This is a genomic window from Streptomyces sp. NBC_00691, assembly GCF_036226665.1.
Classification (GTDB): domain Bacteria; phylum Actinomycetota; class Actinomycetes; order Streptomycetales; family Streptomycetaceae; genus Streptomyces.
On sequence record NZ_CP109007.1, the window covers coordinates 709,724 to 734,111 of the forward strand.

Annotated in this window: 19 protein-coding genes; 4 read left to right on the plus strand and 15 right to left on the minus strand. The window is 72.5% G+C overall.

What is annotated here, in order from left to right; all coding sequences use genetic code 11:
* Nucleotides 1–17 precede the first annotated feature (17 nt).
* Together OG392_RS03260 and OG392_RS03265 are read right to left on the minus strand one after the other, a co-directional pair.
* Nucleotides 18–1,115, minus strand: a complete 1,098-nt coding sequence (locus OG392_RS03260) for a calcium:proton antiporter (RefSeq protein ID WP_329275313.1) — start codon at nucleotides 1,113–1,115, stop codon at nucleotides 18–20.
* A 41-nt stretch (nucleotides 1,116–1,156) separates the two neighbouring features.
* Nucleotides 1,157–1,561, minus strand: coding sequence for a MarR family winged helix-turn-helix transcriptional regulator (locus OG392_RS03265; protein ID WP_073903872.1), 405 nt, complete (start codon nucleotides 1,559–1,561; stop codon nucleotides 1,157–1,159).
* A gap of 153 nt (nucleotides 1,562–1,714) precedes the next feature.
* Between OG392_RS03265 and OG392_RS03270 the strand changes: the two genes are divergently transcribed.
* Complete coding sequence (locus OG392_RS03270; protein WP_329275314.1) at nucleotides 1,715–2,608, plus strand: nitroreductase/quinone reductase family protein; 894 nt, start codon at nucleotides 1,715–1,717, stop codon at nucleotides 2,606–2,608.
* 53 nt (nucleotides 2,609–2,661) lie between these two features.
* Here OG392_RS03270 and OG392_RS03275 read toward each other — a convergent pair whose 3' ends face one another.
* Nucleotides 2,662–3,366, minus strand: coding sequence for a GNAT family N-acetyltransferase (locus tag OG392_RS03275; RefSeq protein WP_329287039.1), 705 nt, complete (start codon nucleotides 3,364–3,366; stop codon nucleotides 2,662–2,664).
* Nucleotides 3,367–3,590: 224 nt separating this feature from the next.
* On the opposite strand from OG392_RS03275, the gene OG392_RS03280 reads away from it, so the two are divergent.
* Nucleotides 3,591–5,084 (plus strand): MFS transporter, encoded by a 1,494-nt coding sequence (locus OG392_RS03280; protein WP_329275316.1) that lies wholly within the window; start codon nucleotides 3,591–3,593, stop codon nucleotides 5,082–5,084.
* A 37-nt stretch (nucleotides 5,085–5,121) separates the two neighbouring features.
* Here the strand turns inward: OG392_RS03280 and OG392_RS03285 are convergent, their stop codons facing one another.
* Nucleotides 5,122–6,678, minus strand: a complete 1,557-nt coding sequence (locus OG392_RS03285) for an acyl-CoA synthetase (protein ID WP_329275318.1) — start codon at nucleotides 6,676–6,678, stop codon at nucleotides 5,122–5,124.
* On the minus strand, nucleotides 6,675–7,784 hold the full coding sequence (locus OG392_RS03290; protein WP_329275320.1) for an NAD(P)H-dependent flavin oxidoreductase: 1,110 nt from the start codon (nucleotides 7,782–7,784) through the stop codon (nucleotides 6,675–6,677). Before OG392_RS03290 ends, OG392_RS03285 begins: the two co-directional genes overlap by 4 nt.
* Before the next feature lie 171 nt (nucleotides 7,785–7,955).
* Here OG392_RS03290 and OG392_RS03295 point away from each other — a divergent pair, with 171 nt between their 5' ends.
* Nucleotides 7,956–9,752 (plus strand): serine hydrolase, encoded by a 1,797-nt coding sequence (locus OG392_RS03295; protein ID WP_329275322.1) that lies wholly within the window; start codon nucleotides 7,956–7,958, stop codon nucleotides 9,750–9,752.
* 112 nt (nucleotides 9,753–9,864) lie between these two features.
* Here the strand turns inward: OG392_RS03295 and OG392_RS03300 are convergent, their stop codons facing one another.
* From OG392_RS03300 to OG392_RS03330, 7 genes are all read right to left on the minus strand, one after another.
* Entirely contained in the window at nucleotides 9,865–10,773 is a 909-nt protein-coding gene (locus OG392_RS03300; protein ID WP_329275324.1) for a LysR family transcriptional regulator, read from the minus strand.
* 37 nt (nucleotides 10,774–10,810) lie between these two features.
* Complete coding sequence (locus OG392_RS03305; protein WP_329275326.1) at nucleotides 10,811–12,010, minus strand: glycine C-acetyltransferase; 1,200 nt, start codon at nucleotides 12,008–12,010, stop codon at nucleotides 10,811–10,813.
* A gap of 3 nt (nucleotides 12,011–12,013) precedes the next feature.
* Nucleotides 12,014–13,048 (minus strand): L-threonine 3-dehydrogenase, encoded by a 1,035-nt coding sequence (gene tdh / locus OG392_RS03310; protein ID WP_329287041.1) that lies wholly within the window; start codon nucleotides 13,046–13,048, stop codon nucleotides 12,014–12,016.
* Between the two features lie 233 nt (nucleotides 13,049–13,281).
* A complete protein-coding gene (locus OG392_RS03315; protein WP_329275328.1) occupies nucleotides 13,282–14,892 on the minus strand; it encodes a phytoene desaturase family protein in 1,611 nt (536 codons plus the stop codon).
* Between the two features lie 225 nt (nucleotides 14,893–15,117).
* Nucleotides 15,118–17,412, minus strand: coding sequence for a serine/threonine-protein kinase (locus OG392_RS03320; RefSeq protein WP_329275332.1), 2,295 nt, complete (start codon nucleotides 17,410–17,412; stop codon nucleotides 15,118–15,120).
* 26 nt (nucleotides 17,413–17,438) lie between these two features.
* A complete protein-coding gene (locus OG392_RS03325) occupies nucleotides 17,439–18,254 on the minus strand; it encodes an oxygenase MpaB family protein (RefSeq protein WP_329287042.1) in 816 nt (271 codons plus the stop codon).
* A gap of 150 nt (nucleotides 18,255–18,404) precedes the next feature.
* Nucleotides 18,405–19,775 carry an FAD-binding oxidoreductase gene (locus OG392_RS03330; RefSeq protein WP_329275335.1) on the minus strand — a complete coding sequence of 457 codons (1,371 nt, stop codon included), beginning with the start codon at nucleotides 19,773–19,775 and terminating at the stop codon, nucleotides 18,405–18,407.
* A 228-nt stretch (nucleotides 19,776–20,003) separates the two neighbouring features.
* Between OG392_RS03330 and ppnP the strand changes: the two genes are divergently transcribed.
* Nucleotides 20,004–20,285, plus strand: a complete 282-nt coding sequence (gene ppnP / locus OG392_RS03335; RefSeq protein ID WP_329275337.1) for a pyrimidine/purine nucleoside phosphorylase — start codon at nucleotides 20,004–20,006, stop codon at nucleotides 20,283–20,285.
* 141 nt (nucleotides 20,286–20,426) lie between these two features.
* Here the strand turns inward: ppnP and OG392_RS03340 are convergent, their stop codons facing one another.
* The 3 genes from OG392_RS03340 to OG392_RS03350 form a co-directional block, all read right to left on the minus strand.
* Nucleotides 20,427–22,046, minus strand: coding sequence for a sodium/solute symporter (locus OG392_RS03340; protein ID WP_329275339.1), 1,620 nt, complete (start codon nucleotides 22,044–22,046; stop codon nucleotides 20,427–20,429).
* A complete protein-coding gene (locus OG392_RS03345) occupies nucleotides 22,043–22,483 on the minus strand; it encodes a DUF485 domain-containing protein (RefSeq protein WP_329275340.1) in 441 nt (146 codons plus the stop codon). The genes OG392_RS03340 and OG392_RS03345 overlap by 4 nt, the downstream gene beginning before the upstream one ends.
* Nucleotides 22,484–22,961: 478 nt before the next feature.
* A complete protein-coding gene (locus OG392_RS03350) occupies nucleotides 22,962–24,152 on the minus strand; it encodes an acyl-CoA dehydrogenase family protein (RefSeq protein ID WP_329275342.1) in 1,191 nt (396 codons plus the stop codon).
* Between the last annotated feature and the right edge of the window lie 236 nt (nucleotides 24,153–24,388).

Sequence of the window (24,388 nt, forward strand, 5' to 3'; positions counted from 1 at the left end):
GCCCGGCGCGGGGAGCGTCACGGGCTGAACGACAGGAAGACGAAGGCGGCGAAGATCGCGAGATGGACGCCGCCCTGGAGGAGGGTGGCCCGTCCGGGCACCACGGTCAGGGCGCTCACCACACCGGTGAGGACCAGCAGGACCATGTGGAGCGGTCCCAGGCCCAGGACCAGGGGCCCGGACAGCCAGATCGAGGCGAGCGCGATCGCCGGAATCGTCAGGCCGATGCTGGCGATCGCGGAGCCGTACGCGAGGTTGAGGCTGGTCTGGACGCGGTCTCTGCGGGCCGCGCGGACGGCGGCGAGGGTCTCGGGAAGCAGCACCATCAGGGCGATGACGACGCCGACGACCGCCTTGGGCAGACCCGCCGACTGGACGGCGTCCTCGATGGTCGGGGAGATCAGCTTGGCGTTGCCGACGACCGCGACGAGGGCGACGACGAGGAGTCCGAGGCTGGTCCAGGCGTCGCGCCGGGTCGGCGGGTCCGCGTGCTCGTCCTCCGACTCCTGGCCGGGCCGCGGCACGGGGAGGAAGTAGTCCCGGTGCCGGACGGTCTGGACGCCGACGAACACGCCGTACAGGCAGAGGGAGGCGACCGCGGCGAAGGCGAGCTGGACGCCGGAGAACTCGGGGCCCTGATGGCTGGTGGTGAAGGTCGGCAGGACCAGCGTCATCGTGGCCAGGGTGCAGACGGTGGCGAGCGCGCCGCCTGAGCCCTCGGCGTTGAAGACGGCGATCCGGTTGCGCAGGGCGCCCACGAGGAGGGAGAGACCGACGATGCCGTTGCAGGTGATCATGACGGCGGCGAAGACGGTGTCGCGCGCGTAGGTCGAGGTCTTCTCACCGCCTCCCACCATCAGCGAGACGATGAGTCCGACCTCGATGACGGTGACGGCCACGGCGAGGACGAGCGACCCGTACGGTTCACCCACCCGGTGGGCGATGACCTCGGCATGGTGGACCGCGGCGAGGACGGCGGCGATGAGGCAGAGCGCGATGAATCCGACGGCGAAGCCCGGCAGGTCGCGCCCCCAGGCCGCGACAAGCGCAAGCGCCGCCACCACCGGCCCCCAGGTGGTCCACTGCCGTGTCAATGACGCCGTGCTCGAACTCATGATCCGCATCCTGCCACAAAGGGGGCTTTCGCCCGGTTCGGTCAATCCAAGGGGTCGCTGAGGCCTCGCTCGTACGCGGTGAGGGTCTCGAGGAACATCCGCCGCTGAGCCGCGTCGAGCGGGGCCAGGGCGGAGCGCCAGGCATCCGCGCTGCGGCCGAGCCAGCCGTCGATGGCGGCGGCGTGCGCCGGCGCGATGGAGACGATCTTGCGCCTGCGGTCGGCGGGGTCCTCGACCCGTTCCAGTACGCCCTTCTTCGCCAGGTCCCCCACCATGAGGCTCACCGTCGTCGGGGCGATCTCCAGGCGGGCGGCGAGCTCGTTGACGCTCAGCGACCCGTCGAAGAGGAGATAGGCGAGCAGGGAGAGATGGCGGGGCGCGAGCGTGAGCGTCTGCAGCTCTTCGGGAATCCTGATCCGCTTCGCCCGCGAGACCATCCGAGGCATGAGCAGCAACAACGTGCGCACGGCCTCGTCGAGTTCCGGCCCGGCGGCGGCCTCGTCCCCCTCGTGTGCGGTTGACACCGTGCACCCTCCCTTTTAGCTTTGCTTTCAAAGCAAATAGATTCTTCGGGATCGATGCTACCGGAAGGCAGAGCCATGCCCGATCTCAACCGACAGGTCATCGAGGAGTTCCGCGCCAACGGCGGCCGGGTGGGCGGGATGTTCGAGGGCGCGGCCCTGCTCCTGCTCACCACGACGGGCGCCCGCAGCGGACGGGCGCACACCAACCCCGCCGTGTACGTGCGCGACGGGGCACGGCTGCTCGTCTTCGCGTCGAACGCCGGCGGACCGAAGCACCCGGCCTGGTTCCACAACCTCAGCGCCGACCCGTACGTGACCGTCGAGCTGGGCACCCCGGAGGGGACCGTCGAGCGCTTCGGGGCGACGGCGGTGGTTACGGAGGGCGAGGAGCGGGACCGCCTGTACGCCGAACAGGCGGAGCGCGACTCGGGGTTCGCCGCCTACCAGGCGGCCACGGACCGGGTCATCCCGGTCGTCGCCCTGCACCGGGTGGACCTCGGGGACCCGGCGCGGCACCGAGCGATCGCCGACCACCTGGTCAAGGTCCACGCCGAACTCCGTTCCGAGCTGGCGGCGTTACGCGAGGGGCTGGGCTCCGCGGCGGAGGCGGCGGACCCGGCAGGCGCGGCGGTACGGGACACCCCGACGCCGGGCCGGCAGCTCGCCCGCCACTGTCTGACCTTCTGCGGCGCGCTGCACGCCCACCACCACAACGAGGACAGCGCCTTCGACCTCCTGGAGCGCGAGTTCCCGGAGCTGTCCGGCTCCCTGGACCGGATGCGCGAGGAGCACAGGGCGGTGACCCGGACGGTGGAGGAGCTGGAGGCGCTCCTCACCTCGGGGGCCGCACCGGCGACCCTGCGCACCGAGGTGGACCGGCTGGCGACGCGGCTGGAGGAACACTTCGCCTACGAGGAGGCGCAGCTGGTCCCGGCGCTCACGCGCTCCCGGACCGCGCCCGGGTCGTAGCCCCGGAGCCGGGGCCGGGGCGCGGAGGCGGACGCGGAGGCGGACGCGACAGGCTACGGCGTACGGAAGCCCCGGAAGGTCACGTGCCGGCGGGTCACGAAGCCGAGCTTCTCGTAGAGGGCGCGCGCACCGGCGTTCGCCTCGGCCACGTGGAGGAAGACCCCCTCGCCCCGCGCCTCGATGCGGGCCGCGAGCGCGCCGACCAGGCGGGCGGCGTGGCCCTGCCCACGGGCCTCGGGCGCGGTGCAGACCGCGCTGATCTCGGTCCACCCCGGCGGCCGGAGCCGCTCGCCCGCCATCGCGACCAGCGTGCCCTTCTCACGGATGCCGAGGTAGGTGCCGAGCTCGGGGGTACGGGACCAGAACGGCCCGGGCCGGGTGCGTTCGACCAGTTCCAGCATCTCGGGCACGCTGTCCGCGCCCAGTTCGACGATGCCGTCCTCCGTCCCGTCGCCCGGCCGCCCGGACGCGGCGTCGCCCGGCCGGATCATCTGACGGCCTTCCAGGACGAAGACGGGCTCCCAGTCCGACGGCGGGAGGACGGGGCAGCTGAACATGTCGGCGAACGCGCCCCGGCCGAGGAGTGCGGTGAGGTCGTCCCACCGCACCGGGTCCGGGTCGGCGGACACGGCGGCGAAGGTCGAGACGTCCGGCAGATAGGTGACGGCCCTGCCGACGCGCCGGGCGAGAGGGGCGTGGTGGCCCCCGAGGGACTCGCCCACGGGGTCGTCCAGTACGGAAGGGTCGCGGCCCGCCATCGTGGTGTCCCTCTCATGCTCCTGCCGAACGGGAAGGCGGTCCACCATGGGGGACCTCCTCGCCTGCGAAGTCTAAGCGGGCGGCCGGCGAGCCCGCGGGCCCGGGCGGCCTTCGGCCAGGTGGCGGGTTCGTGGTCCGGTGGTCGTGTCCGCGCACGGGGAGCGGCTCCGGGTGGGACAGCCTGGCACGGTCGCCCCGACGCCCAGCGGTAAGGAGCCGTGCCATGAGTGCCCATGACGATGTGGTGATCGGCACCGTCACCACGAAGATCCCCGCGCGGCTCGACCGCCTGCCGTGGTCACGATGGCACTGGATGATCGTGATCGGGCTGGGCACCGTGTGGATCCTCGACGGCCTCGAAGTGACCATCGTGGGCAGCATGGCGGGCCGGCTCTCGGAGGACGGCAGCGGACTGCCCATCACCGACGCGCAGGTCACCGGCACGGCCGCGGCGCTGTACGTGGCGGGCGCCTGCGCGGGTGCCCTGTTCTTCGGGTGGCTCACCGACCGCTACGGACGGAAGAAGCTGTTCCTGATCACGCTCGCCGTCTATCTGGCGGCGACGGCGATGACCGCGCTGTCGTTCTCCGTGTGGTGGTTCTTCCTCTTCCGCTTCCTCACCGGATTCGGCATCGGCGGCGAGTACGCGGCCATCAACTCCGCCATCGACGAACTCATCCCGAGCAGGTACCGGGGCAGGGTCGACCTCATCATCAACGGCAGCTACTGGCTGGGCGCCGTGGGCGGCGCGCTGCTGTCCGTGGTGGCGCTCGACACCGACATCTTCGCGATCAACGTGGGCTGGCGGCTGACCTTCGGGCTCGGTGTGGTGCTCGGGCTCGTGATCCTGCTCGTACGGCGGCACGTGCCGGAGAGCCCCCGGTGGATGCTCATCCACGGCCGGTCGGAGGGGGCGGAGGAACTCGTGACCGAGGTGGAGCACCGGGTGGAGGAGGAGAAGCACTCGCGGCTGCCGGAGCCGGACCGGTCGATCACCATCGAGCAGCGCCGCTCCATCGGCTTCGTCGAGATCGCCCGTACGCTCTTCCGTTCGTATCCGAAGCGGGCGGTCCTCGGCTTCTCCCTGTTCATCGGGCAGGCGTTCCTCTACAACGCCATCACCTTCGGCTTCGGCTCGATCCTGGTGAAGTTCTTCGACGTGCCGACCGGCGACACCGGGTACTACTTCGCCGTCATCGCCTTCGGCAACTTCCTCGGTCCGCTGCTGCTCGGCCGGCTCTTCGACACCGTCGGCCGGCGCACCATGATCGCGGGAACGTACATCCTGTCCGGACTGCTGCTCTTCGGGACGGCCTGGCTCTTCGACCGCGGCAGCCTCGACGCGACGACCATGACCGCCTGCTGGTGCGTGGTCCTCTTCTTCGCCTCCGCGGGGGCGAGTTCCGCGTATCTGACCGTCAGCGAGATCTTCCCCATGGAGACCCGGGCGATGGCGATCGCGTTCTTCTACGCCATCGGAACCGCGGCCGGCGGTATCTCCGGTCCGCTGCTCTTCGCCGAACTGACGGAGAGCGGGGTCGTCGGCGACGCCGTCATCGCCTTCTGCGTCGGCGCCACGCTCATGGTCCTGGCGGGTCTGGTCGCCCTGTTCTTCGCGGTAGCGGCGGAGGGGCGGTCGCTGGAGGACATCGCGACACCGCTCTCGGCGAAGGCGGCGCCCGAGGAGGGTTCCCGGCCGGCGGGCAGCACCCCCTGACGGGGCGCCGCCCTCCGGCGGGGAGCCCTCGGCGTCGCTAGACCGGGCGCTCGTGGCCCTCCCAGTACGGCTCGCGCAGGCGGCGCTTGTACAGCTTGCCGTTGGGGTCACGGGGCATGGTCCCGACGAAGTCGACGGACTTCGGGCGCTTGAAGCCGGCGAGGCGGTCGGCGCAGTGGGCCAGGATCTCCTCCGCGAGCGGCGCTCCGGGCTCGTACCCCTCGGCCGCCTCGACGACCGCCTTGACCTCCTCGCCCCAGTCGGCGTGCGGGATGCCGAAGGCGGCGGCGTCGGCGACGGCGGGGTGGGCGAGCAGGGCGGCCTCGATCTCGGCCGGGTAGATGTTGACCCCACCGGAGATGATCATGTCGATCTTGCGGTCGCGCAGGAAGAGATAGCCGTCCTCGTCGAGCACCCCGAGGTCCCCGACGGTGAAGAAGTCGCCGATCCGGTTCTTCGCGGTCTTGGCCTCGTCCTTGTGGTACTGGAAGCCACCGGTGTTCATCTTCAGGTAGACGGTGCCGAGTTCACCCGGCGGCAGCCGGACCCCGTCGTCGTCGAAGACCGCGAGTTCGCTGATGGGCCAGGCCCGGCCGACGGTCCCCGGCTTCTTCAGCCACTCCTCCGCGGTCGCGAAGGCGCCGCCGCCCTCGCTCGCGGCGTAGTACTCCTCGACGCACCGGCCCCACCAGTCGATCATCGCCCGCTTGACGTGCTCGGGGCACGGCGCGGCGCCGTGGATGGCGTGGCGCATCGAGGAGACGTCGTACCGGCCGCGCACCTCCTCGGGCAGCGAGAGCAGGCGGTGGAACTGGGTGGGGACCATATGGGTGTGGGTGCAGTCGTACCGGTCGATCAGCCGGAGCATCTCCTCCGGTGTCCACCGGTCCATCAGGACCAGCGGATGCCCGATGTGCAGGGCGGCGGCGGCGAACTGCAGAACCGCCGTGTGGTAGAGCGGCGAGCAGACCAGGTGCACGTTCCCGTCGGCCGGACGGATGCCGAAGATGCCGAGGAAGCCGCCGAGATGGGTCTCCTCCGGGAGCTTTCCGGGCAGGGGACGGCGGATGCCCCTGGGCCGTCCGGTGGTGCCGGAGGTGTAGTTCATGACCCAGCCGAGGGTGCGGTCGGCGGGCGGGCCCGCGTCCTGTCCCTCCAGCAGTTCGCCGTACGCGCGGAAGCCGGGGATCGCCCCGACGGCGTAGCGGTGGGTGGCGGGCAGTCCGGCTTCGTCGGCGGCGAGGGTCACGGCCTCGGCGAACCGTTCGTGGGCGACGAGGACCTTGGCGCCGGAGTCGGCGACGATCCAGGCGATCTCGGGGCCGACGAAGTGGTGGTTGACCGGAACGAGGTAGAACCCGGCCTGGCCGGCCGCGAGATGGGCGGTGAGGAACTCGGGCCCGTTGGGCAGGACGACGGCGAACGCGTCGCCGCACTGGAGCCCGGCCGCCCGCAGCCCGTGGACGAGCCGGTTGGCCTCGGCGTGCAGCCGGCCCGCGGTCCACTCCTCGCCGTCGGGTGCGATCAGGACCGTACGGCCGGGTTCGACGGTGGCCTGGGCCCAGAATCCGGTGGCTGCGGCTGACTGGCTCATGACTCGCTCCGTCCGGCGATGCGGTTGACGCGGTCGACGGCCTTCTCGAAGCCGCGGGTGAGCTCGTCCACGACCTGCTGGACGCTGCGCTCGGAGGTCATCCGGCCGACGATCTGCCCGACGGGGGTGCCGAGCAGCGGTTCGACCTCGTACCGCTGGATACGGGAGACGGCCTCGGCGACCAGGAGTCCCTGGAGCGGCATGGGGAGCGTGCCGGGGCCCGCCGGGTCGTCCCAGGCGTCGGTCCACTCGGTGCGCAGCTGACGGGCGGGCTTGCCGGTCAGGGCACGGGAGCGGACGGTGTCGCCGGAACCGGCGGCGAGGAGCTTGGCGGTGAGGGCGCGGGAGTGCAGGTCGGCCTCGGTGGTGGTGAGCCAGATCGAGCCGAGCCAGACGCCCTGGGCGCCGAGCGCGAGACCGGCGGCGATCTGCTCTCCGCTGCCGATGCCGCCGGCGGCGAGCACGGGCAGCGGGGACACCGCGTCGACGACTTCGGGGGTGAGCACCATGGAGGCGATCTCTCCGGTGTGGCCTCCGGCCTCGTAGCCCTGGGCGACGACGACGTCGATCCCGGCGTCGGCGTGGTGCCGGGCGTGCCGGGCGCTTCCGGCGAGGGCGGCGACGAGGACGCCGTGGTCGTGGGCGCGGGCGACGACGTCCGGCGGCGGGGAGCCGAGGGCGTTGGCGAGGAGTTTGATCGGGTAGTCGAAGGCCACGTCGAGCTGGTTGCGGGCGACCTGCTCCATCCAGCCGGTGATGCGCCAGCCGGAGGCCTCGCCCTCGGCGAGTTCGGGCACGCCGTGCTTGGCGAGCGTGGCGCGGACGAACGCCCGGTGCTCCTCCGGGATCATGGCCTCGACCTCGGCCTCGCTGACGCCTTCGACCTTCTTGGCGGGCATCACGACGTCGAGGCCGTAGGGCAGGCCGTCGGTGTGGTCCTGCATCCAGTCGAGGTCGCGGGCCAGCTCGTCGGGGGCGGTGTAGCGGACCGCGCCGAGGACGCCGAACCCGCCGGCTCTGGTCAGTGCGGCGGCCACCGCGGGGAAGGGCGTGAAGCCGAAGATGGCGTGCTCGATCCCCAGGGTGCGACTCAGCTCCGTCTTCATGGGCGGCAGGATGCCGCAGCGGCGCGACGGAGGGAAGAGGTTTTCTGATGCATCGTCAGATTCTTTGGAGCGTCGCACGCTTCCGCGACGAGCCTCGGCTCCGGTAAGAAAGTTTCAGTTTTCCCGGCGTGGCCGAAGTTTTCTTTCAAGGGGCTGTGGGAGAGGGTGGGCATGACGGAGGAGTCCATGAGGGACCGGGGCCCGAGCCGCCGGGCGTTCGGCGGCGGAGTCCTCGCCCTGGGAGGCGCGCTGATGATCGGTTCGATCCCGGGAGCCGCCGCGGCGCCGGAACCGGGTCCTGGGAGCCCGGGAGCGACGCGCGGCGGAGCCGCCCCCGCGCGCGGCACCACCTTGCGCCGCGGGTCCGCCGCGCGGGCGGGTCTTCTCCCGGAACACCTGGACCGGCTGGTCACGGACGCGGAGACCTTCCTCGGCCCCTCCCCCACGCACCCCTGGTACGCGGGCGCCGTCCTGCTCGCCGGGCGGGGCGGGACGGTGGCTCTGCACCGGCCGATCGGCATGGCCGTGCGATACGCCTCGTACGACGAGAAGACCGACACCGGGGTGGAACTGCCGCCGCACGAGCAGGTCCCCATGGCCGAGGACACCGTCTTCGACCTGGCGTCGGTCTCCAAGCTCTTCACCTCGATCCTCGCCGTGCAGCAGATCGAGCGCGGGGCACTGCGACTGGAGGCGAGGGTCACCGCGTACCTGCCGGAGTTCGGCGGCGGCGGGAAGCAGGACGTCACGGTCCGTCAGCTGCTCACCCACACCTCGGGGTTCCGGTCCTGGATCCCGCTGTACAAGGCACCGACGCGGGAGGGGAAGCTGCGGCTGATCTGGGACGAGGTCCCGGCGAACCCGCCGGGGTCGGCGTACCTCTACTCGGATCTGAATCTGATCACGCTCCAGCTGATCCTGGAGGAGATCACCGGTCTCGGTCTGGAGGTGCTGCTCCACGACGAGATCACCGCTCCGCTCGGGATGCACCGCACTCGTTTCAATCCACCGCTCTCCTGGCGGCCGGAGATCGCCGCCACCGAGGACGCCCGCCCGCCGTGGTCAGGTCTCGACCGGGGCATGGTCCGGGGCGAGGTCCACGACGAGAACGCCCACAGCCTGGGCGGGGTCGCGGGCCACGCGGGGATCTTCTCCCGTGCCCGGGACCTCGCGATCCTCGCCCGCACCCTGCTCAACGGCGGGTCGTACGGCAAGGCCCGCATCCTCTCCCCCGCCTCGGTGGAGCTGATGTTCACCGACTTCAACACCGCGTTCCCCGGCGACGAGCACGGACTCGGCTTCGAGCTCTACCAGCACTGGTACATGGGCGCGATGGCCACGCCCCGGACGGCCGGACACACCGGGTTCACCGGCACCAGTCTGGTCCTCGACCCGACCACCGACAGCTTCCTCGTCGTCCTCGGCAACTCCGTGCACCCGGTGCGCTCTTGGCGCTCGGGGTCGGCTCCCCGCGTCGCCGCGGCTGACCACCTGGCCCGCGCCGTCCCGGTCCGCCCCCACCGGGGCCGTACGTCCTGGTTCTCGGGCATGGCGAGCGCCACGACGGCCACCCTGACGCTGCCTCACGTGCCGCGGGCCGCACGGCTGGAGTGCGCCCTGTGGTGGGACACCGAGCCGGGCACCGACACCGTCGTCCTGGAGTCCTCGGCCGACGGCGGCACGACCTGGCGGCCGGTGTCCTTCACCACCGACGGACGCACGGAGCACCCGGCGGGCGCGGCGGGCGGCTGGTCCGGCCGCGCCTGGCACACCGTGTCCGCCCTCCTGTCCGCGACGGACACCCTCCTGCGCTGGCGCTGCACGACGGACCAGCGGTACGTGGGACGGGGCGTGTACGTGGACGGACTGCGGCTCCTCGACGCAGCGGGCCGCCCGGTGTTCGACGAGGCGAGGCCTGCGGACGGGGCTCGGATCGAGGCGAACGGCTGGAGCAGGTCGGCCGATTGAGCCCCTCCCCGGCGGGGGGCCGCTGCCTCCACCCCCTGCGGGGGGGGGGGAGGCGCCGCTCGCCCCCGGGGCCCGCCGGCACCCGGACGGTGTCCGGCGGAGATCGCTCCCGTCAGGCGCCGGTTTCCGAGGCCACGCCCAGTGCGGTCAGCACGGGGCTGATCAGCGGGTGGTCCTCCGCGCCCCGCCGGACGGCGGCGAAGACCCTGCGGGTCGGGGCGACACCCTCGATGGGACGGACCTCCACGCCCGTGAGGTCCATGCCGCGCAGGGCCGAACGCGGTACGAGTGCCACGCCGGCGGACGCGGCCGCGAGGGCGACGACGGCCCGGAAGTCGTCGGAAGAGTGCTCCGGGTTCAGCGTGAACCCGGCGTATTCGCAGGCCAGGACGGTGACGTCATGGCAGGGGTTGCCGGCGGACTGGCCGATCCAGGCGTCCTTCGCGAGGTCGCCGAGCGCCACCCGCTCACCGGCCGCCAGCGGGTGGCCGGGCGGCAGCACCGCGTCGAAGGGTTCCGCGTAGAGCGGGACCCGGGTGAGACGGGCGTCGTCCTCGCCCGGGGCGCCCCGGTACTCGACCGCGACGGCCACGTCGACCTGCCGGTCGAGGACCATCATCAGGCTCTCGTCGCCCTCGGCGTCCCGGACCCGCACCCGGATGCCGGGGGCGGAGTCGGCCAAGGCCGTGATGGCCGGGGCCACCACGAGTCCGATGCCGGTGGCGAAGGCGGCGACGGTCACCGTACCGGCCTCACCGGAGCCGTAGGCGGCGAGTTCCGACTCGGCGCGCTCCAGCTGGGCGAGGACGGCGTTGGCGTGGCTGAGCAGGATCTCGCCGGCCGGGGTGAGCCGGGCGCCGCGGGCGCTGCGGTCCACCAGCCGGTGGCCGGTCTCCTGTTCCAGCGCGGCGAGCTGCTGGGAGACGGCGGAGGGGGTGAGATAGAGCGCGGCGGCCGCCGCCGTGACCGTGCGGTGGTCGGCCACCGCACGGAGGATGTGCAACCGCCGCGCTTCGATCATGCCCCCAGTCTCGCAGGCCGCGGGGCCTGCGCCCGCCTCAGCCCCGCAGGGCCGCGCGGGCGTCGACGAAGGCGTCGACGGCGCGGTTCACGTCCTCCGTGGAGTGGGCGGCGGAGAGCTGGACGCGGATCCGGGCCTTGCCCTGCGGCACGACCGGGTACGAGAAGCCGATCACGTACACGCCGCGCTCCAGGAGCAGCTCCGCCATGCGGCCGGCCTCGGACGCGTCGCCGATCATGACGGGGGCGATGGCGTGGTCGCCGGGGAGGATGTCGAAGCCCTCCGCCGTCATCCGGGTCCGGAACAGCTCGGTGTTGGCGCGCAGCCGGTCGCGCAGGTCACCGGCGGACTCCAGCAGGTCGAGGACCTTGAGGGAGGCGGCGGCGATCACCGGGGCGAGGGTGTTCGAGAAGAGGTACGGACGGGAGCGCTGGCGCAGCAGGGCGACGATCTCGGCGCGGGCCGCGACGTAGCCGCCGGAGGCGCCGCCGAGGGCCTTGCCGAGGGTGCCGGTGATGATGTCGACGCGGTCCATCACGCCGTGCAGCTCGGGAGTGCCGCGGCCGCCGGCACCGACGAAGCCGACGGCGTGCGAGTCGTCGACCATGACCATGGCGTCGTAGCGCTCGGCCAGGTCGCAGATCTCGCCGAGCGGGGCGACGTAGCCGTCCATGGAGAAGACGCCGTCGGTGACGATGAGCTTGCGGCGGGCGCCGCCCTCCGTGGCCTCCTTGAGCTGCTGCTCCAGGTCGGCCATGTCGCGGTTGGCGTAGCGGAAGCGGCGTGCCTTGGAGAGGCGGATGCCGTCGATGATCGAGGCGTGGTTGAGGGCGTCGGAGATGACGGCGTCCTCGGCGCCGAGGATCGTCTCGAAGACACCGCCGTTGGCGTCGAAGCAGGAGGAGTAGAGGATCGTGTCCTCCTGGCCGAGGAAGGACGAGAGGCGCGCCTCCAGCTCCTTGTGCACCTCCTGCGTGCCGCAGATGAAGCGGACGGACGCCATGCCGTAGCCCCAGCGGTCGAGGGCCTCGTGGGCGGCGGCGACCACCTCGGGGTGGTCGGCGAGGCCCAGGTAGTTGTTGGCGCAGAAGTTGAGCACCTCGCCCGGGCGGCCGCCCGAGGTGACGGCGACGGTGGCCGACTGCGGGGTGCCGATGACGCGCTCGGGCTTGTGGAGTCCGGCCTTCTGGATCTCGTCGAGCGTGGTACGGATGTCGTCGCGTACGGAATCGAACATGGGTCAGGCTCCCGCAGTCCAGTCGAGGATGATCTTGCCGCTCTTGCCGGAGGCCGCGTCGTCGAAGGCGGCCTCGAAGTCGGTGAACGCGTAGCGTCCGGTGATGACGGGAGAGAGGTCGAGCCCGCCCTCCAGGAGCACCGACATCGCGTACCAGGTCTCGAACATCTCGCGGCCGTAGATGCCCTTGATCGTGATCATGGAGGTGACGATCTTCGCCCAGTCGACGGCGAAGTCCTCGCTCGGCAGGCCCAGCATGGCGATCTTGCCGCCGTGGGTCATGTTGGCGACCATGTCGCGCATCGCGTGCGGGTTGCCGGACATCTCCAGGCCGACGTCGAAGCCCTCCTTGAGCCCGAGGGCGCGCTGGCCGTCGGAGACGGTCTGCTCGGTGACGTCGAGGGCGAGCGTGACGCCCGTCTTGCGCGCCAGGGCGAGGCGCTCCTCGCTGACGTCGGTGATCATGACGCTGCGGGCGCCGGCATGCTTGGCCACGGCGGCGGCCATGATGCCGATCGGGCCCGCTCCGGTGACGAGGACGTCCTCTCCGACGAGCGGGAAGGAGAGCGCCGTGTGCACCGCGTTGCCGAACGGGTCGAAGATCGCGGCGATGTCGAGGTCGACGGGGACGCGGTGCACCCACACGTTCGAGGCGGGCAGCGCCACGAACTCGGCGAAGGCGCCGTCGCGGCCGACGCCGAGGCCGATGGTGGCGCGGCAGAGGTGGCGGCGGCCGGCCAGACAGTTGCGGCACTTGCCGCAGACGAGGTGGCCCTCGCCGCTGACCAGGTCGCCGACGGCGATGTCGGCGACGTCACGGCCGACGGAGACGACCTCGCCGACGAACTCGTGGCCGACGGTCAGCGGGGTCGCGATCGTCTTCTGCGCCCAGCCGTCCCACGAGCGGATGTGCAGGTCGGTGCCGCAGATACCGGTCCGCTTCACCTGGATGAGTACGTCGCCGGGACCGATCTCCGGCTCGGGCACGTCCGTGAGCCAGAGTCCCGGCTCCGCCTTCAGCTTGACCAACGCCTTCAATGCCACGGCTCCCGACGTGCGTGTCCTGTGATGTGCGGGTATGGGCGCGGCAAGGCGCCCAAGATCCCTGGAACAGAATCTTCCGTACGGAGCGCTCGCGGTCCATCGAGGATTTCTTAAGCGCGCTCGCAGATCAGCTTCACACCACAGGCGGGGACGGGGCGACGTCAACGCGTCCGAACGGAGAGGCCCCCTCGGGGACCCTCCGTCCGGGCCGCGTGAGGGCCGGCCGGTCAGTGGCCGAGGGCCGCCATCGCCGCGTTGTGGCCGGGGATGCCGCTCACGCCGCCGCCCCGGATCGCGCCCGCCCCGCACAGCAGCACATTGGCGTGGCGGGTCTCGACACCCCAGCGTCCCGTTCCGGCGGGCGCGCCCGCCTCCCCGTCCGCGTCCGTGCCCGCGTCCTCCACGGCGTACGGGAAGGACAGGTCGCGGTGGAAGATGTGGCCGCCGGGGAGGCGCAGCTCGCGTTCGAGGTCGAGCGGGGTCTTGGCCTCGACGCAGGGACGGCCGTCCCCGTCCAGGGCGAGGCAGTCGGCGATCGGCTCGTCGAGGTGGGCGTCGAGCTGGTCGAGGGTCGCCGCGAGGAGCGCCGCGCGGGTGCCGTCGTTGTCGGCGGCGAACAGTCGGGCGGGGGTGTGCAGCCCGAACAGGGTGAGGGTGTGGTGGCCCGTGGCGGCGAGCTCGGGGCCGAGGATCGTGGGGTCGGTCAGGGAGTGGCAGTAGATCTCGGAGGGCGGCGCGGAGGGCAGCCGGCCGGCGGCCGCCTCGGCGTGGGCGGTGGCGAGCCCGCCGTACCCCTCGGCGATGTGGAAGGTGCCGGCGAAGGCCTCGTGCGGGTCGACGGAGCGGTCGCGGAGCTTCGGCAGCCGGGTCAGCAGCATGTTGACCTTGAGCTGGGCGCCCTCGGGAGCGGGCGGGGGCGGGTCGCCCAGGAGGGTGGCGAGGTCGCGGGGCGAGGCGTTGACGAGGACCTGGCCGGCCTCGACGGTGCCCTCGCCGTCGGCGGTACGGAAGGTGATCGCGGCGCGCTTCCCGTCGGTCTCGATCCGGGTCGCCTCGTGCCCCGTACGGATGTCGGCCCCGGAGCTGCGGGCCGCCTCGGCGAGGGCGTCGGTGAGGGCTCCCATGCCGCCGACGGGTACGTCCCAGTCACCGGTGCCGCCGCCGATGACGTGGTAGAGGAAGCAGCGGTTCTGGAGGAGCGTCGGGTCGTGGGCCTCGGTGAAGGTGCCGATGAGGGCGTCGGTGAGGACGACGCCGCGGACGAGGTCGTCGGCGAACTCCCGCTCGACGGTCACGCCGAGCGGCTCCTCGAAGAGCATCCGCCAGGTGTCGGCGTCGTCCACGCGCGCGCGGAGGGCCGCCCGGGTGGGCAGGGGCTCGGTGAGGGTGGGGAAGATCCGGCGGGCGGCCCGGCCGGTGCGCTCGTAGAAGGCCTGCCAGGCCTCGTACTCGCGGTCGGATCCGGTGAGCGCGGCGAACGAGGCGCGGGTGCGGTCGGCGCCGCCGCCGACGAGCAGCCCGCCGTCGCCCTTCGGGGTGTACGAGGAGATGGACCGTTTCCGTACGGCGAACCGCAGCCCCAGATCGCGCACGATCTTCTCCGGGAGGAGCGAGACGAGGTACGAGTACCGGGAGAGGCGCGCGTCGACCCCGGCGAACGGCCGGGTGGACACGGCCGCCCCGCCGGTGGAGCCGAGCCGCTCCAGGACGAGCACGGAGCGCCCGGCACGGGCGAGGTAGGCGGCGGCGACGAGGCCGTTGTGTCCTCCGCCGACGACCACGGTGTCGTACGAGCGGGAGACGGGCCGGGCGCCCGGGAGCAGGTCAGGGGCAGTCATGGCTCATGCTCACACGGGGGCGACGGCCGGGGAAGAGGACAGCGCGGCGGGCCGTCGACCGCCGGGTCCGCCCGGGCCTCGCCCGGGGTGGCGCCCGGGAACGCGCCCGGGGTGGCCCCCGAGGCCCCGCCCGAGGTCGCTCCCGACGCGGGCGGGCGCCTCCCGGGGACGGCCGGACCGTCGCCGGCGGCACGGGGTCGTGGGAAGCCGCGCGGCCCGGTCGGCTCAGGCCTGCGGCGGTGCGGTGGCGGCTCTCAGATGGAGGGCGGCTGCCTCGGCGTGGCGGCCCAGCCGTTCCAGGCAGTGCGCCTCGTCGTCCAGGGCCGCGAGGGTGTCGGGGTGGGCCGGGCCGAGGAGCCGGGTGCGGGCGGCGGCGACCGCGCCGTGCGCGGCGAGCGCCTCCTCCCAGCGGCCGAGGCGGCCGAGCGCGACGGCGGTCTCCCGGCGGCTCAGCAGGGTGTCCGGGTGGTCCGGGCCGAGGACGCGCTCGCGGTCCGTGTGGACGCTCTCGGACGCGGCGAGCGCCTCGGGCCAGCGGCCGAGGCGGCCGAGGTTGACGGCCAGGGCGTGGCGGGCACGGAGGGTCTCGGGCCCGTCGGCGCCCTGTGCGCGGGTGCGCGCGGCCACGAGGTCACGGCAGACGCCCAGCGCGTCCGCGGCCTGGCCGAGCCGGCCGAGGAGGACACCGGTCTCGTAGCGGGCGGTGAGGGTGTCGGGGTGGTCGGGCCCGAGGGCGGCGGCGCGTGCGTCGGCGACCGCGCGGTACTGGGCGAGGGCTTCGTCGCCCCGCCCCAACCGCCCCAGTGTGTAGGCCACTTCGCGGCGGGTCACGAGCGTGTCGGGATGGTCCTCGCCGAGGAGTCGGGCCCGTGCCTCGGCGACCTCGTGCGCCGTGCGGTACGACTCCTCGAAGCGGCCCAGGCGGCCGAGGGTGAAGGCGAGGTTGTGGCGGCAGCGCAGGGTGTCCGGGTGGTCGGGGCCCACGGTGCGCTCGCGTGCGGCGAGCACGGTGACGTACACCTCGTACGCCTCGGGGTGCCGGCCCAGGCGGCCGAGCGCGTACGCCCGCTCCTGCCGGGCCGCGAGGGTGTCGGGGTGGTCCTCGCCGAGGACGCGGGCGCGGGCGGCGGCGACCGCGCCGAAGACGCGCAGGGCGTCGGCGGGGCGGTCGAGCCGGGCGAGGGCGAAGCCGACCTCGTAGTGGCTGGCCAGGGTGTCCGGGTGGTCCTCGCCGAGGGCCGTCGCACGGTGCTCGGCGACGGACCGGTGCACGGACTCGGACTCGTCCCAGCGGCCGAGGCGGCCGAGGCCCATGCCCGCCCGGTACCGGCCGGCGAGCACCGCGATCAGCTCCGCGGAGGCGGCGGTGCGCACCGGCGGGGGCTCGTGCCACGCGGGCGCGCCGCCGGTCGCTGAGGCGGCGGTCGTCCACTCCGTTGTGAGGACGGCCGCGGCGGGGTCGTGGGCGACCGGGCGCGGTACGCCGTTCGCGTCGGCGGGCCGGTGCCCGCCGGTGAGGGTCCGGACCCACGCGGGCATGGGGGCGGTCGCCCCGGGGTCGGCGCCGGGGCCGGACAGGGAACCGGACCCGGAGGCGGGACCGGGCCCGGGGACGACGGTCGCCCCGGCCTGCGACGCACCGGCGGCCGCCGTGCCCGGCAGGGACAGCGAGACCCGGCCCGTCACGATCCGGCGGCGCAGGTCCCCCGCGTCGGCCGGCCGCTCCGCGGGCGCCTTGGCGAGCAGGTCGACGACGATCCGGTCGAAGTAGTCCGGGAGCTCGGCCCGGTGGGCACGCGGCGGACTCGGCACCGTGTCGCGGTGTCCGATGAGGATCGCCCAGGAGTCGCCCAGGTCGAAGGGCGGGACACCGGTGGCGAGTTCGTACAGCACGCACCCCAGCGAGTAGAGGTCGCTGCGGTGGTCGATCTCGCCGCCGCCGATCTGCTCGGGCGACATGTAGTGGGGCGTGCCCATGGCGATGCCGGTGCCGGTGAGCTTGGACGTGAAGCCCACGTCCGCGCCGAGGCGCGCTATGCCGAAGTCGCAGATCTTCACCGTCCCGTCCCGCAGCCGCATGATGTTCGCGGGCTTCAGGTCGCGGTGCACGATCCCGTGCCGGTGGGTGTACGCGAGGGCGTCGGCGACCTGGTCGGCGATCTCGACGACGTCGTGGACGGGCAGCGGATGCTGGGCGTTGGCGGCGAGGAGCTGGCTGAGATTGCGCCCTTCGAGGAGCTCCATCACGAGGAAGAGCACGCCGTCGTACTCGCCGAAGTCGTGCACGACGGTGATGCCGCGGTGCTGGAGCGCGGCGGCCACCCGGGCCTCGCGCCGGAACCGCTCGCGGACCACGGTGAGGACCTGCGGGTCCTGCTGTGGTCCGATCGGCTTGAGGCACTTCACGGCGACCCCGCGGCCGAGCGCCTCGTCGGTGGCGCGCCACACCTCGCCCATGCCCCCGCGACCGATGACCTCGTGCAGGCGGTACCGGCCCTGGATCAGTCTCGAGTCCCCCATCGTGTGCTGCCGCCCCCGTCGATTTCCTACGCCTTTTCCGGCTCCTCCAGTATGGCCGCCGGTTCGGACAGTGGGTACGGGGCGGGGTACGTGTAAGGGTCGGGCCGCGTGCCCGGGCCGAGCCGGTCCATGGCGCGGAGGATGTGGCGGGGCGGGAGGCGCCAGCGCAGGCGGGCCGGGATGCGGCGCAGCAGGTCGGCCGTGGTGGCGAGGCGGCGGGTGACGGTCTCCGGCGGCGGCGCGGGGCGGCCGTAGAGCGCGTGGGCGTAGGGAGGCAGAGTGTCGTACGCGAGCGCCGCGACGCGCCGCCAGATCACCTCGCGCGCCGGTACCAGGACGGGTTTCACCGGCGGCCGGCGCAGGAAGTCCTCGACGGTACGGGCGTCCGGGCCGGCCTCCAGCCGGGGCCGTACGGTCTCGAAGTAGGCGGCGAGCGCGGCGGTGGATCCGGGCGCGGTGGCCGGATCCAGCCCGACGAGCCGCGCCGAGGTGCGGTGTTCGTCGACGTACCGGTCGGCCTGGGCGTCGGTGAGGCGGATGCCCGAGCGGCGTGCGACCGCCAGGTACGAGTCGGTCTCGGCGCAGTGCACCCAGAGCAGCAGCTCCGGGTCGTCCACGCCGAGCAGCCGGTGGATGCGGCGTACCCGGGCCCCGGCGGCTTCGGCGGCCTCGGTGGTCCCGTAGCTCAGGGTCCCGACGAAGTCCGCGGTCCGCATGAGCCGCCCCCAGGGATCCTTCCGGAAGCTGCTGTTGATCATGACACCGCGCACGGCGACGGGGTGCAGCGCCTGCAGCCACAACGCCCGCACCCCCGCGATCCACATGACCGGGTCGCTGTGCATCTGCCAGGTCACGGAACGGGGTCCGAAGAGCCCCGGGTCGGCACTCAAGAAGCGTCCTCGCTCATACCGTTCAGGCTACGTCGGAACCGGTTCCGTGGAACCGGTCGTGCACGAGGGCGGGCGGACGTCCCGGCAGAACCGGTGCCGGCCTCAGGGCTCGATGTTCTGGTTCAGGTGGAACAGGTTGTCCGGGTCGTAGGTCCGCTTGACCTCGACGAGGCGGTCGTAGTTCGCCCCGTAGTTGGCTCTGATCCGGCCCCGGTCGTCGTCGGCCATGAAGTTGATGTAGCCGCCCTCCTCGGAGTGCGGCGCGGTGGCCTCGTAGTAGTCGCGGACCCAGGCGGTGTTGGCCTCGTTGGCGGTGGGGTCGGGCCACATGCCGGCGATGACGGTGGCGAACGAGGCGTCCCGGTAGGCGAAGGCGGTGGCGTCGGGGGCGACGCGGTGGCAGGCGCCGTTGATGGGGTAGATGTGGACCGTGGAGTTCACGGCGGGCAGCCCCGCGGCGTGCTCGACGTGCGCCGCGATCGCCGCGTCGGTCAGTTCGGTCACGAAGTTGGCCTTCCAGTAGTGCTGGAGGCCGGGCGGCACGAGTGCGTCGAAGGCGCTGTTGAGCGCCGGGTACGGCATGGGCCCGACGTGCTCGGCGACCACCGGCGCGAAGTCGTGGAGGGGCCGCAGCGCGCGCTCGCCCTCGTCGAGCGGTCCCGCCCAGCAGGCCACGACCAGGGCGAAGGTGTCCCCGTGCCGGTCCTCCGGGATGAACGGGAGCGGCGGGGCGATCTGGAAGGCGGGGAACCCGCCCAGTTGCTCCGGCGCGTCGGCGATGTACTCGGCGAAGGAGCGTACGACGGTGGCCGCGTCCTCCAGTTCGAAGAGCATCGGTCCGCCGTAGATGTCCTTGACGGGGGCGAGCCGGTACTCGAACGAGGTCACGGCGCCGAAGTTGCCGCCGCCTCCGCGCAGGGCCCAGAACAGGTCGGCGTTCTGCTCCTCGTCGGCGACGAGGAACCGGCCGTCCGCGGTCACCACATCGGCCGAGACGAGGTTGTCGCAGCTCAGGCCGAGTCCACGGGCCAGATAGCCGATGCCGCCGCCGAGGGTGAGGCCGCCGACGCCGGTGGTGGAGATGATCCCGCCGGTGACGGCGAGGCCGAAGGGGTAGGTCGCCGCGTTCACGTCGCCCCACGTCGCCCCGCCCTCCGCGCGGGCCGTCCGCCGCACGGGGTCGACCCGGACTCCCCGCATGCCGGAGAGATCGGCCACGACGCCGTCGTCGCAGGTCCCGAAGCCTGGCACGCTGTGCGCGCCGCCCCGCACCGCGAGATCGAGCCCGTTCTCGCGGGCGAAGTCGACCGCGGCCATGACGTCGCCCGCGTTGACGCAGCGCACGACGACGGCAGGTCTCCTGTCGATCATGGCGTTGTGTACCGTGCGCGCCTCGTCGTAGGCGTCGTCCTCGGCCGTGACGACCGTCCCGCGTACCCGTTCGCGCAGCTGGTCGTTCGAGAGCTTGCCCATGGCCACCGCTCCTCGTTCGGATCATCTCCACGCTACGCCGATGACGGCGGGCCTCAACCGGAGGCCGGAGGCGCGGACACACGGACGACGGCCCGCTCCGTCCAGTACGTGAGACCGGGCCGACCGGGGATTCGTCGACTCCCGCCGCGCCCTTAAGGTGCCTCTACGCGTGGCCGGTACACGATCTTCCGGCCGCCCCCTTTCGACCCGATTCCCCCGAGGATGCCCATGTTTACGGTCAACGAGTACTTCGACGGCACGGTCAAGTCGATCGCGTTCACGCAGGAGCAGGGCCCTGCGACCATCGGCGTCATGGCTCCCGGGGAGTACGAGTTCGGCACCGCCGCCGCGGAGATCATGCACGTGGTCAGCGGCGCGCTGACGGTGCGGCTGCCGGGCGCAGAGGCGTGGGAGACCTTCGAGGCCGGGGACCACTTCAAGGTCCCCGGCGACAGCCGGTTCCAGCTGCGGGTCGCGGTGGAGACCGCGTACCTCTGCGAGTACCGCTGACCCCCTCGGCTCGTACCGCTGACCCGGGGACGGCAGAGAAGGCCCGCCACCGGGGGCGCGCGGCCCCGGCACCTCCGGGCAGCGGGAAGGGCGCCCGGCCTGGGTTCTCGGGCCGGGCGCCCTCGCGTCGGGGCGGGCGGGTCAGTACGGGGAGGTGTCGTTCCCCGCGGGGGTGCCGGCCAGGATCGTCTCCTCCACCGCTTCGTACCGCATGTGCTGGTCGGCCGGGTCACGTTCGCGGAGCACCGTGCCGAGCCAGCCCGCGAGGAAGCCCAGCGGGGCCGAGAGGATGCCCGACGTGGTGAACGGGAACCAGTTGAAGTCCTGGTCCGGGAAGATCGCCTGCGGCGATCCGGACACCAGGTTGCTGCCGGTCATGAGGATCAACGCGGAGGCGCTGCCCACGACGAGGGTGCAGAGCAGTCCCGTTCGGGAGTAGCGGCGCCAGAAGAGGCTGTAGATGAGTGCCGGTGCGACCGCGGAGGCGCCGATGCAGAACGACAGGGTGAGCAGTGCCTGAAGGTTCAGGTGCCGTGCGCCGGCGGCGATCGCGATCGCCACGAGCCCGACGCCCGCCGCGGCGATCCGGGCGATGGCCATCTCCGCGGAGCCCTTCAGTCGCGCCTTGCGGCGCAGCCCGTGCGTGATGAGGTCGTGCGCGAGGGAGTTGGCGCAGGCGAGGGTGATCCCGGCGACCGAGGCCAGCAGAGTGAGGAAGACGGCTGTCGCCACCGCCGTGAACAGCAGGGTCTCGACGGTCGCCTGCTCCGCCCCCATGATGGCCTGGCTGACCATGAGGAACGCCGTCTTGCCCTGCGGGTCACCGGCGACGATCCCCTGGTGGCCGACGATCGCCGCCGCCCCGAAGCCGATCACGGCGATCAGCAGACAGGTCACGACGACGGTCGACACGGCCCAGGACATCGAGCGCCGCACGGCTGCCGCACTGCGCGCGGTGAACATGCGCATGGTGATGTGTGGCAGCACCGCGGCGCCGAGCACGACCGTCAGCTGAGTGCTGATCATGTCGAGTTCGTTGCCGCCGAACTGCAGACCGGCGGCGAGGTAGGCGTCTCCCGCTCCGCTGCCGCGCTTGGCGGCGTCCAGCAGGGAGGGCAGGCTGAAGTCGAAGCGGTTGAGGATGAGGACGGCGATCGCGAGGGACGCGCCGAGCAGGGCGACGGTCTTGACGATCTGGATGAAGGCGGTGCCCTTCATGCCGCCGATCGCCGCGTACGCGATCATCAGCAGGCCCAGGAACACGATCGCCCCGGTCTTGAAGCCGTCGGAGTCGAAGCCGAGGACGACGGAGAGGAGATCGCCCGCGCCCGCGAGCTGGAAGACCACCAGCGGCAGCAGTGCGGTCAGGGTGACCGCGGCCGTGACGATCCGCACGGCGGGGCCGGGGAGACGCCGGGTGAGGACGTCGCCGATCGTGAACCGGCCGGCGTTGCGCAGCGGTTCGGCCAGCAGGAACATCATCAGGACCAGCGAGAGCACGGTGCTCAGGGCGAGTGTCACGCCGTCGTAGCCGACGAGCGCGATGATGCCGATCGTGCCGAGCACGGTGCCGGCGGAGATGTAGTCGCCGGCGATCGCGAGGCCGCTCTGCACGGGGGAGAGCGAGCGGTAGCCGGTGTAGAAATCGCCCAGGTCGTCACGGTCGGGGCCGGTCATCACGCAGAGCAGCAGTGTGACGGTGATGACCGCGATGAACGCGATCAGCGACATGGTCTGCGCCTCGGAGCTGAAGCCGGTCATGCGCGCGCACCTCCGGTGGGCTGCTGCCACACGGGACGCCCGGGACGACCCTGGCGTTCCGGCCGGGGCGCGGCAGCCGCGGCCGCCTGCTCGGCGCGTTCGCGGATCTCCGCGGCGAGCGGGTCGACGTGTGTGCGCGCGGTCCGCTCGTACACCACGATCGCGACCAGCGCGACGGGCAGCTGGAGGAGGCCCAGGACCACACCGGTGGTGAGACCACCGGTGATGCTGCCGGTCATCAGCGAGGGGGCGAAACCGGACAGCAGAAGGAAGACGACGAAGTAGCCGAGCGCGGTGAAGGTGGCGACGCGGCGGAGCCTGCGGTAGGCCGATCCGAGCCGGCGCAGATCGTCACGGTCGTCGGTGGCGGCGGGCGGCCGCGGCTGACGCGGGGACGCGTCCCAGGGCTGCGACACGGAGTCCCAGCCCTGCGGCAAGGACTCCCACGCTCGCGGGGACGGGTCCCGGGCCGACTGTGGATCGGTGTTCCAGGCGTCCCGGGCCGACTGTGGATCGGTGTTCCAGGACGGCGGTCCGCCCTCCCGGGACTGCGGCGCCGCCTCTTGGCGGTGCCGCCCGGCATTCGGGTGCCGGGGTACGGGCGGGGGGCCGGGGAAAGGCTGGTGGTACGACATCGATCTTGCTCCTTGCCGCCCCGGGGGACGGGCGGGTGGCGCTGGTGGTCCGCGAACGTTACTCATGGGTATAGCTCTCCCGTAAGGGGATTCCGACCGCTCGGTATGTCGGTTCGGTGACGATCCTGTGGGCATGGCGACGAAACCGGCAGAAACCCCCGTCGTGGATCTTTCCGCAGGTCACGGCTGGGTCTCGGGTCACGCCCCAACCCGGGCGGGCCACTCGGCACGACCGGTCACGGCGCTGCCGGCGCTACCGGAGCTACCGGCACTACCGGCACTACCGGCGGACGCGGGGCATGCCGAGGCCGATCCAGGAGATGATCTCGCGCTGGATCTCGTTGTTGCCGCCGCCGAAGGTGAAGATGACGGCGGAGCGGTAGCCGCGTTCCAGTTCGCCGTGGAGGACCGCGCCCGCCGAGCCCTCCTTGAGGGCGCCCGCCGCGCCGACGACCTCCATGAGGGCCGCGTAGGCGTCGCGGCGGGCCTCGGAGCCGTAGACCTTCACGGCGGAGGCGTCCTGGGGGGTGAGGGTGCCGTTCTGGACCGCGTTCACCATCTGCCAGTTGAGGAGTTTCATCGCGTCGAGCCGGGCGTGGGTGCGGGCCAGGGTGCGCCGGACCCAGGGCAGGTCGATGACGCGCCGGCCGTCGGCGAGCGGGGTGGCGGCGGCCCAGTGCTGGACGTCGTGGAGCGCGCGGATCGCCATCGTGCCGTGGGCGGCGAGGGTGACGCGCTCGTGGTTGAGCTGGTTGGTGATGAGGCGCCAGCCCCTGTTCTCCTCGCCGACCCGGCGCGACGCGGGGACCTCGATGTTGTCGTAGTAGCTGGCCGTGGTGTCGTGCGAGGCGAGGGTGTTGATGATCGTGCAGGAGTAGCCGGGGTCGCTCGTCGGGACGAGCAGCATCGTGATGCCCTTGTGCGGCGGGGCGTCCGGGTCGGTGCGGACCGCGAGCCAGACCCAGTCGGCGGTGTCGCCGTTGGTGGTCCAGATCTTCTGCCCGTTCACGGTGTACGTACCGGTGGCCTCGTCCCCCTCCCGGACCGCGCGGGTCTTGAGGGCTGCGAGGTCCGTGCCCGCGTCGGGCTCGCTGTAGCCGATGGCGAAGTCGATCTCGCCGGAGAGGATCCGCGGCAGGAAGTACGCCTTCTGCTCGTCGGTGCCGAAGCCCATGATCGTCGGTCCGACGGTGTTCAGCGCCATGAGCGGCAGGGGTACGCCCGCCTGCGCGGCCTCGTCGAAGAAGATGAACTGTTCCATCGGGGTCAGCCCCCGGCCGCCGTACTCGGCCGGCCAGCCGACCCCGAGCCAGCCGTCGGCGCCGAGCCGGCGCACGGTCTCCCGGTAGAAGCGCTTCTGCGCCGCCGGGTCCGCGTAGCGGGTGTGGACGTCTTCGGGGACCAGCTCGGCGAAGTACGCACGCAGCTCGGCGCGCAGGCTGTTCTGAGCGGGCGTGTATGCGAGGTGCATGGTGCGGGCCTCCCGTGGCGGCTGTCCTGCGGCGGCGGTCCTGCGGGGTCCTCGGTGTCACCCGGAGGGCGACGCGCGACGGCGGCCACGGTAGAACGTGTTCCATAAATGCGGAAGCCTCGGAGCGGCCCCGGACGGCCCTCGGCCCCGGTTCGCAGCTGCCGAACCGGGGCCGTGGGGGTTGTCGAGGGGTACTGCGGATCACTGCGGATCACTGCGGATCCCGTGCGATCACC

What these genes read in the sequence shown, in the direction of transcription:
- OG392_RS03260 (WP_329275313.1), bottom strand. Translation starts at nt 1,115, where the DNA reads ATGAGTTCGAGCACGGCGTCATTGACACGGCAGTGGACCACCTGGGGG.
- OG392_RS03265 (WP_073903872.1), bottom strand. Translation starts at nt 1,561, where the DNA reads ATGCCTCGGATGGTCTCGCGGGCGAAGCGGATCAGGATTCCCGAAGAG.
- OG392_RS03270 (WP_329275314.1), top strand. Translation starts at nt 1,715, where the DNA reads ATGCCCGATCTCAACCGACAGGTCATCGAGGAGTTCCGCGCCAACGGC.
- OG392_RS03275 (WP_329287039.1), bottom strand. Translation starts at nt 3,366, where the DNA reads ATGGCGGGCCGCGACCCTTCCGTACTGGACGACCCCGTGGGCGAGTCC.
- OG392_RS03280 (WP_329275316.1), top strand. Translation starts at nt 3,591, where the DNA reads ATGAGTGCCCATGACGATGTGGTGATCGGCACCGTCACCACGAAGATC.
- OG392_RS03285 (WP_329275318.1), bottom strand. Translation starts at nt 6,678, where the DNA reads ATGAGCCAGTCAGCCGCAGCCACCGGATTCTGGGCCCAGGCCACCGTC.
- OG392_RS03290 (WP_329275320.1), bottom strand. Translation starts at nt 7,784, where the DNA reads ATGAAGACGGAGCTGAGTCGCACCCTGGGGATCGAGCACGCCATCTTC.
- OG392_RS03295 (WP_329275322.1), top strand. Translation starts at nt 7,956, where the DNA reads ATGACGGAGGAGTCCATGAGGGACCGGGGCCCGAGCCGCCGGGCGTTC.
- OG392_RS03300 (WP_329275324.1), bottom strand. Translation starts at nt 10,773, where the DNA reads ATGATCGAAGCGCGGCGGTTGCACATCCTCCGTGCGGTGGCCGACCAC.
- OG392_RS03305 (WP_329275326.1), bottom strand. Translation starts at nt 12,010, where the DNA reads ATGTTCGATTCCGTACGCGACGACATCCGTACCACGCTCGACGAGATC.
- OG392_RS03315 (WP_329275328.1), bottom strand. Translation starts at nt 14,892, where the DNA reads ATGACTGCCCCTGACCTGCTCCCGGGCGCCCGGCCCGTCTCCCGCTCG.
- OG392_RS03320 (WP_329275332.1), bottom strand. Translation starts at nt 17,412, where the DNA reads ATGGGGGACTCGAGACTGATCCAGGGCCGGTACCGCCTGCACGAGGTC.
- OG392_RS03325 (WP_329287042.1), bottom strand. Translation starts at nt 18,254, where the DNA reads ATGCACAGCGACCCGGTCATGTGGATCGCGGGGGTGCGGGCGTTGTGG.
- OG392_RS03330 (WP_329275335.1), bottom strand. Translation starts at nt 19,775, where the DNA reads ATGGGCAAGCTCTCGAACGACCAGCTGCGCGAACGGGTACGCGGGACG.
- ppnP (WP_329275337.1), top strand. Translation starts at nt 20,004, where the DNA reads ATGTTTACGGTCAACGAGTACTTCGACGGCACGGTCAAGTCGATCGCG.
- OG392_RS03340 (WP_329275339.1), bottom strand. Translation starts at nt 22,046, where the DNA reads ATGACCGGCTTCAGCTCCGAGGCGCAGACCATGTCGCTGATCGCGTTC.
- OG392_RS03350 (WP_329275342.1), bottom strand. Translation starts at nt 24,152, where the DNA reads ATGCACCTCGCATACACGCCCGCTCAGAACAGCCTGCGCGCCGAGCTG.